Origin of the sequence: Wolbachia endosymbiont of Drosophila bicornuta (genome assembly GCF_028982105.1) — a bacterium.
GTDB lineage: Bacteria > Pseudomonadota > Alphaproteobacteria > Rickettsiales > Anaplasmataceae > Wolbachia > Wolbachia pipientis.
Genome location: NZ_JAPQLF010000065.1, coordinates 1 through 6,255 on the forward strand (window position 1 = coordinate 1; position 6,255 = coordinate 6,255).

The window sequence follows — 6,255 nt, forward strand, 5'->3', positions numbered from 1 at the left end:
TAGTTGCCCACCAATTGTCATACCAACTGCACCAATTATCTGCGGAGTAATTTCATAATCAACACCTAACTTTAGTTTATAGGAAATAGAACTCAGTATTTTATCTACTACAGATGAACCAGCAGCTTCACCACCTGATTCTGGAGCACCTTGTGTTTCTTCTTCCTTTTCTTTTTCTTCTTGTGAACTATCGCCATCACCATCAACTGTATCACTAACACCAAAGCCAAAAGGTGTTATTTGGAGATATCCTCCTAAACCTACGCTGACATATAGTTTAACGGGATCAATATCAAGGTCAGGATAGAAGCGGTAGTTTGCCAATAAGCTAGCTCCTATGCTCTTTAATGACTTAATATTACTGAGAACCTCAAGTTCAAATTTAGAGTTTTGGTCATAATGGTAACCAAGAACAACACCAGGTTTCATTTTAAAGCCACCACCCCAACCAGCACCAAAGTTTAAACCTGCATAGTATAGCTCTTTTTACAATAATCCGAACAGATCATAATATGCTACTGCTCTACCATAGCCATAAGCACATATCTTATCCTATTCGGACTATTGCGAGAAGTGCTATACTTATCTTCTGACTTACTTGCACTATTACTAGCTGCACCTGCTAGAGATGAAGTAAGCAACACAGCCAAAACGCACAATCTCTTTATTTTCATATAACTCCTCATACAAAAAAATATATAATGCATAAGTATATATCCTTTATATTAAAAAAGATATAACTATATGTCAAAAAAAGTATAGCCATAAAATCAGATTATATAAAACGTACTACTCAGGTCTTTTATATAACTATATTTACTATCTTATTTGGTACAGCATATACAGTGCGAACTTTGCTTTGATCGATCTTACTGGACACAGAGTCTATCGCTATTTTCTTCAATTCTTCTTGAGGTAAGTTAATTCCCACCTTGATTGTTGTACGTAATTTTCCATTGATTTGCACTGCTATAGTTACCGTATCGTCAACTAATAATGATTCATCAGCTTTTGGCCAAGGTTGACCTCCTATTTCTTGCCATAGGCTTTCAGCTAGATGTGGTATGAATGGTTCGATTACTCTGATTAATATACATATACCTTCATCAATAAGAGATTTTCCAGTTTTTACGTCTATTTCAGCTATTAAATTCGTCATCTCACGAAATTTTGCCACTACACAGTTTAATCTGCAGTTTTCCAAGTCATCTGTAAGTCCGTGTAAGAGTTTATGAATTTTTTTTCTGTACTCTAGAAGTCCACCCGTAACATTTTCATTATCATAGTGTATATTTACAGGTCTTAGCTGCATGACCATACGCCACAATTTATTTACATAACGAGAACAACCTTCCACACCATCATCGGACCATTCCATATCTTTCTCCGGAGGAGTGTCGGACAACACAAACAAGCGAGCAGTATCAGCACCATACTTTTCTATGATAAAGTTTGGGTCAACTGTATTCTTTTTCGATTTGCTCATTTTTTCAACTTTGCCCACTTGAACTTTTGCACCTCGCGCTATTAATTCTTTTGCTTCTGCGGGAAATAGCCACTTACCATTTTCGTCTTTATAAGTTGCATGGCAGACCATTCCTTGAGTGATTAAAGTAGAGAAAGGCTCTTTAATATCAAAATAGCCACATTTGGTTAAAGCACGGCAGAAAAATCTTGAATAAAGCAAATGCAGAATTGCATGTTCTATCCCACCTATATAATAATCAACAGGCATAAAACGATTACATGCATCTTTGTCTATTGATTTATCTTCACTACAGAATGCAGCAAAATACCAGGAAGATTCAAAAAAGGTGTCGAATGTATCAGTTTCACGCTCTGCTTGCTTTCCGCACTTTGGACAATCAACAAATTTCCAAGTTGGGTGCTTATCCAGCGGATTGCCACCACTTGTAAATTCTACATCTATTGGTAGAACTACAGGAAGGTCTTTTTCTGGCACTGGAACAGTTCCGCAATCTTTGCAATATATGATAGGTATAGGGCATCCCCAATAACGCTGCCTTGAAACTCCCCAATCGTGCAAACGATAGTTTATTGTTTTTTTGCCTATTTTTTTTTCTTCAAATTTTTTAACTATGGCTTCCTTTGCTTCACTAACAATTAATCCGTTTAAGAATTCGGAGTTAAACATTGTCCCGTCTCCAGTATACGCCTCCTTTGTCATCTGAGTAGCTTGACACTGGGATCCATTGTAAGAATTCTGGTCACGCGCTGGAATGACACCTAAGTGGGCTGAAGAAATAACGGGAATTATCGGCAAATTATATTTCTGTGCAAATTCAAAGTCACGCTGATCATGTGCAGGGCAACCAAAAATCGCGCCTTCCCCATATTCCATCAACACAAAATTCGCTATGTAAAGCGGCAATTCCTTATCAAGAAATGGATGTTTGACGTTTAATCCGGTGTAAACTCCTATTTTTTCATCGTTCTCTCTTTTCGATTTTATTTCCTGGATCCCAGTGTCAAGCACTGGGATGACAACAGAAGAACCATTCTTTAATTCCTGCACAATAGGATGCTCTGCTGCCACTGCACAAAAAGAAGCCCCAAACAAAGTATGAGGATAAGTTGTAAAAACTTTTAATTTCTTATTCAGGCCAACTACTTCAAACTCTATAGTTGCTCCTTCAGATTTTCCTATCCAACGCTCCTGCATTGTTTTGACTTTTTCTGGCCAATTTTTCAAACTTTGCAGGCACTTGAGTAAATCTTCAGCGAAATCAGTAATCTTTAAAAACCATTGGGACAACTTACGTTTTTCAACAACTGCACCTGATCGCCATCCTTTTCCATCAACCACCTGTTCATTTGCAAGCACTGTTTGGTCCACTGGATCCCAGTTAACCCATGATTCTTTTCGATAGGCAAGCCCATGCTTTAAAAAATCCAGGAAAAATTTTTGTTCATGTTTGTAATAATCAGGCTCACATGTGGAGAGTTCACGCTCCCAATTATAAGAAAGACCTATAGATTTCAACTGTGTACGCATATTATCTATATTCTCTTTTGTCCATGTTTCGGGGCTAATATTGTTATCCCTTGCTGCATTCTCAGCTGGTAATCCAAACGCATCCCAGCCAATTGGATGCAAAACCTCAAATCCATTAGCTCTCTTGTAACGCGCTATCACATCCCCTATTGCATAGTTACGTAAGTGTCCCATATGAATTTTACCAGATGGATATGGAAACATTTCCAACACGTAACACTTTTCTTGTTTACCACTCTTGCTTACAGAAAAATCCCATTTATCTTGATAAAATTTTTCAACACTTTTAAAATCATATTTCATATAAATCCAAATTCAATTACAGTTCATATGCATCAAAGGATCAACCGCTTGGCCATTATGTCGTATTGTGAAACACATCTGTGGATCTTTATCTTGTGTGCTTGATTTACCTGCAGATCCAATTACTTGACCTTGCTTTACTTTGTCGCCAATTTCAACATGTATGTTTTTTAAATAGGAGTACACAGTCATGTAATTATCTTTGTGTTCCACTATAATTAAATTCCCATACCATCTCAGCCCTTTGCCTACATATATCACTTTGCCTGGTGCAGAGGAAACTACGTTCGTTCCATTTTGAGCAGCAATTTTTATGCCATCCTTACACATTTCATCAGAAGAGGTAGCTGAACCTTTAACTGGCATTACAAATTTACAATTTACCCCCACATTTTGTGTATTATTGTTATCTTTGTATATCCTATTTATGATGGCTTTTCTACTTTCTTTTTGCACTGAAGGCTCCCTAATTAAATGGTACTCTCTTGTATATTCCAGATCTCTTTTTCCGTAAAATTCTTCGCCTTTAAGCAGCACAGGTGCAGGTTTTTGCAGGCCACAGCCTATTAATATTGCTAATAACATAAGAAATGAGGCTATATGCCACATTTTAAACTCTCACAAAACTCCAAAATTTTAGCGAGACGCAGTGTTTCACGCCTGCTTGTTACTTTCCTCGTTATTTATTTTACTAGTTAAATAGTCCCTCAAATCGGTGAGTTCTTGCAACAAATTCTTTGTGACTTTTATATCATTACCAAATTCTTTTTGCACTCCTTTTATTGTATATCCTTTATCATATAGCATGTATTTTACTTTCTTTATGGCCTCTATACACTTGCGATCATATAGCCTTCTTCCTTTACGCTTTGTAGGCTTAATTTGATGAAATTGACCTTCCCAAAATCTCAAAACATGCTGTTCCAAACGTAGCTCTTCAGCTACTTCCCCAATCGTATAAAATAATTTTTCCTTGTTCATTAATTATTGATTGATTTTTTTATAATTTTTGAAGGCCTAAAAGAAACTGAATTTCTTGCCTGAATCATCACTTTCTCCGATGTATTTGGTATATTTCCTGGTCTTTCCTTCTTTTTCTTAACCAAGAATGTTCCAAATGACGATATTTTTACTATTCCATCCTTTACCAAGCTTGTCTTTATTTCGTCCAATATATCATCTATTATCGAAACAGAGTCTTCCTTTGATAATCCTATTTCTTGGTTTATATCTCCAGCTATCGTTGCCTTAGTTACTGTTGTGTCTTTTGTTGTAACGTGATCCATTATTGATAAATATTACAATACGTAAATATAATATAGCAATCGACTCGAGATTCAGCTACTTTATTTTTTAGAGTATGTCCCTTTTGTTGCATAATTTAAAATACCGGCAACTATCAATATCGCAAATATTGCAAAAAGTGCCATTTTATGATCTGTAAAAAGTGCTAACATTGACACTATAACTCCACTGCCAATAAACATAAATCCATTGATAATGGATGATGATGTGCTGATGTATTTTCGTTTCACAATCTCGCTGCCGACAGTAAAATTAAGCATATGTCCTCCCGCAAAAAACCCGAACATTAACATACAAAAGTACACAACGTGGACTGTTATAGCACTTCTCGCAATAGTCCGAATAGGATAAGATATGTGCTTATGGCTATGGTAGAGCAGTAGCATATTATGATCTGTTCGGATTATTGTAAAAAGAGCTATAAATGGCTGTATAGTAAAATAATAATTGAGACGCCTTGCAATAAAGCAAAAGCAGAAATTACATGTTTCCTATTTTTAAATAAGTTTGAGATTCGATCTGCAATTGGAGCACCAACTGCAAGACCAAGCCATAGTATTGCAGTTGCTATACCTGACTCCATTGCATTGAGTTCTGAGTTGCCCAGTAACCTTGGAGCCCACAAGGTATTAAGTGCTAAAAATGTTCCAAAAGTAATAGCACCCACCACTGAAGTTATCCAGATATCTCTTAATTTTAGCACTGTTAATATAGAGCACATTACTGTCTTCATAGAGCTTTTTATTGTGCGCTTTTCTGAGCTGCTTTCTGGAAGTGTGTTTGGACAAAAAAGCGTAAGTACAAATATCAACACACCAAATAGTATTATGCATACAATCAGATTTTTCCAATATGCATCTTCGGCAAGCAAGTTAGAGAACAGTATTTGAATTACCAAAGCAGAAAGGCTTGAAATTGTCTGCACTAGTGAAAACATTAGTCCAAATTGGGCAGCGGAAAAACATATGCTACTTGTGTGAGCAGCACCAATAAAACCAAATGATGCTCCAGTTGCAATCAACACTTGAGACAAAATCAAATGGGAGAAATTGTCACTACTAATAAGGACAAAAAACCCCAAGATCATAGTTGATAACGAGAAAAAATAAATTTTTTTACTGGAAAAAACATTAAACGTTGCTCCACTAAAAAATTGTAAGATGGCGAAAGTCCAAGTATATGCTGAATTAGCCAGTGCAACTTGCGCGATTGTAAGTCCAAGTTCCTTTTCGAGATTTACACTTATAAAGGTATAAATTATCTGCATGTTGCTGAATATAACAACCAAGTTACTAATCAGCCAAATGAACCAAGCCTTAGCTCTGCTTTCCATAAGATTTGTTTTTATAAGTAATCTATTAGAAATTTAACACTAAGTCTCTTTTTAAGCTATTGTTTCCTGACTACTGTTATAGCTAACCCAAAAAACGGTTTCCCTACGTCATGCCGCCGCGGTATCTCTTAGCCGCTAACAAGCAGCGGGATGACGATTGTCAGGGTGTCATCCCAGCGCCACTATGATGTCATCCGAGTAGCCAACACTGGTTTCCATCCAAGACGGTGTCATTCCAGTGCTTGACACTGGAATGGCTTTGTTGCATCGCTCTTCGGATAGTAGGTAACGCACAATA

The 6,255-nt window shown here is 36.6% G+C and carries 5 protein-coding genes and 2 pseudogenes; all 7 read right to left on the minus strand.

All coding sequences use genetic code 11. The annotated features are described in order from the left end of the window. A pseudogene (locus OZD68_RS01510) lies at positions 1–674 on the minus strand (hypothetical protein); the annotation flags it as partial. A 128-nt stretch (positions 675–802) separates the two neighbouring features. Continuing rightward, complete coding sequence (gene leuS, locus OZD68_RS01515) at positions 803–3,319, minus strand: leucine--tRNA ligase (protein WP_182309733.1); 2,517 nt, start codon at positions 3,317–3,319, stop codon at positions 803–805. A gap of 12 nt (positions 3,320–3,331) precedes the next feature. Then, complete coding sequence (locus OZD68_RS01520; protein ID WP_006279879.1) at positions 3,332–3,928, minus strand: murein hydrolase activator EnvC family protein; 597 nt, start codon at positions 3,926–3,928, stop codon at positions 3,332–3,334. Positions 3,929–3,973: 45 nt separating this feature from the next. Then, positions 3,974–4,300: a MerR family transcriptional regulator gene (locus OZD68_RS01525; protein WP_182309734.1), complete on the minus strand. Its 327-nt coding sequence runs from the start codon at positions 4,298–4,300 to the stop codon at positions 3,974–3,976. Next, positions 4,300–4,605 (minus strand): integration host factor subunit alpha, encoded by a 306-nt coding sequence (locus tag OZD68_RS01530; protein WP_006279881.1) that lies wholly within the window; start codon positions 4,603–4,605, stop codon positions 4,300–4,302. The genes OZD68_RS01525 and OZD68_RS01530 overlap by 1 nt, the downstream gene beginning before the upstream one ends. Before the next feature lie 60 nt (positions 4,606–4,665). After that, entirely contained in the window at positions 4,666–5,010 is a 345-nt protein-coding gene (locus OZD68_RS01535; RefSeq protein WP_259366064.1) for an MFS transporter, read from the minus strand. 35 nt (positions 5,011–5,045) lie between these two features. After that, positions 5,046–5,957: pseudogene (locus OZD68_RS01540) on the minus strand (MFS transporter); the annotation flags it as partial. Positions 5,958–6,255 lie beyond the last annotated feature (298 nt).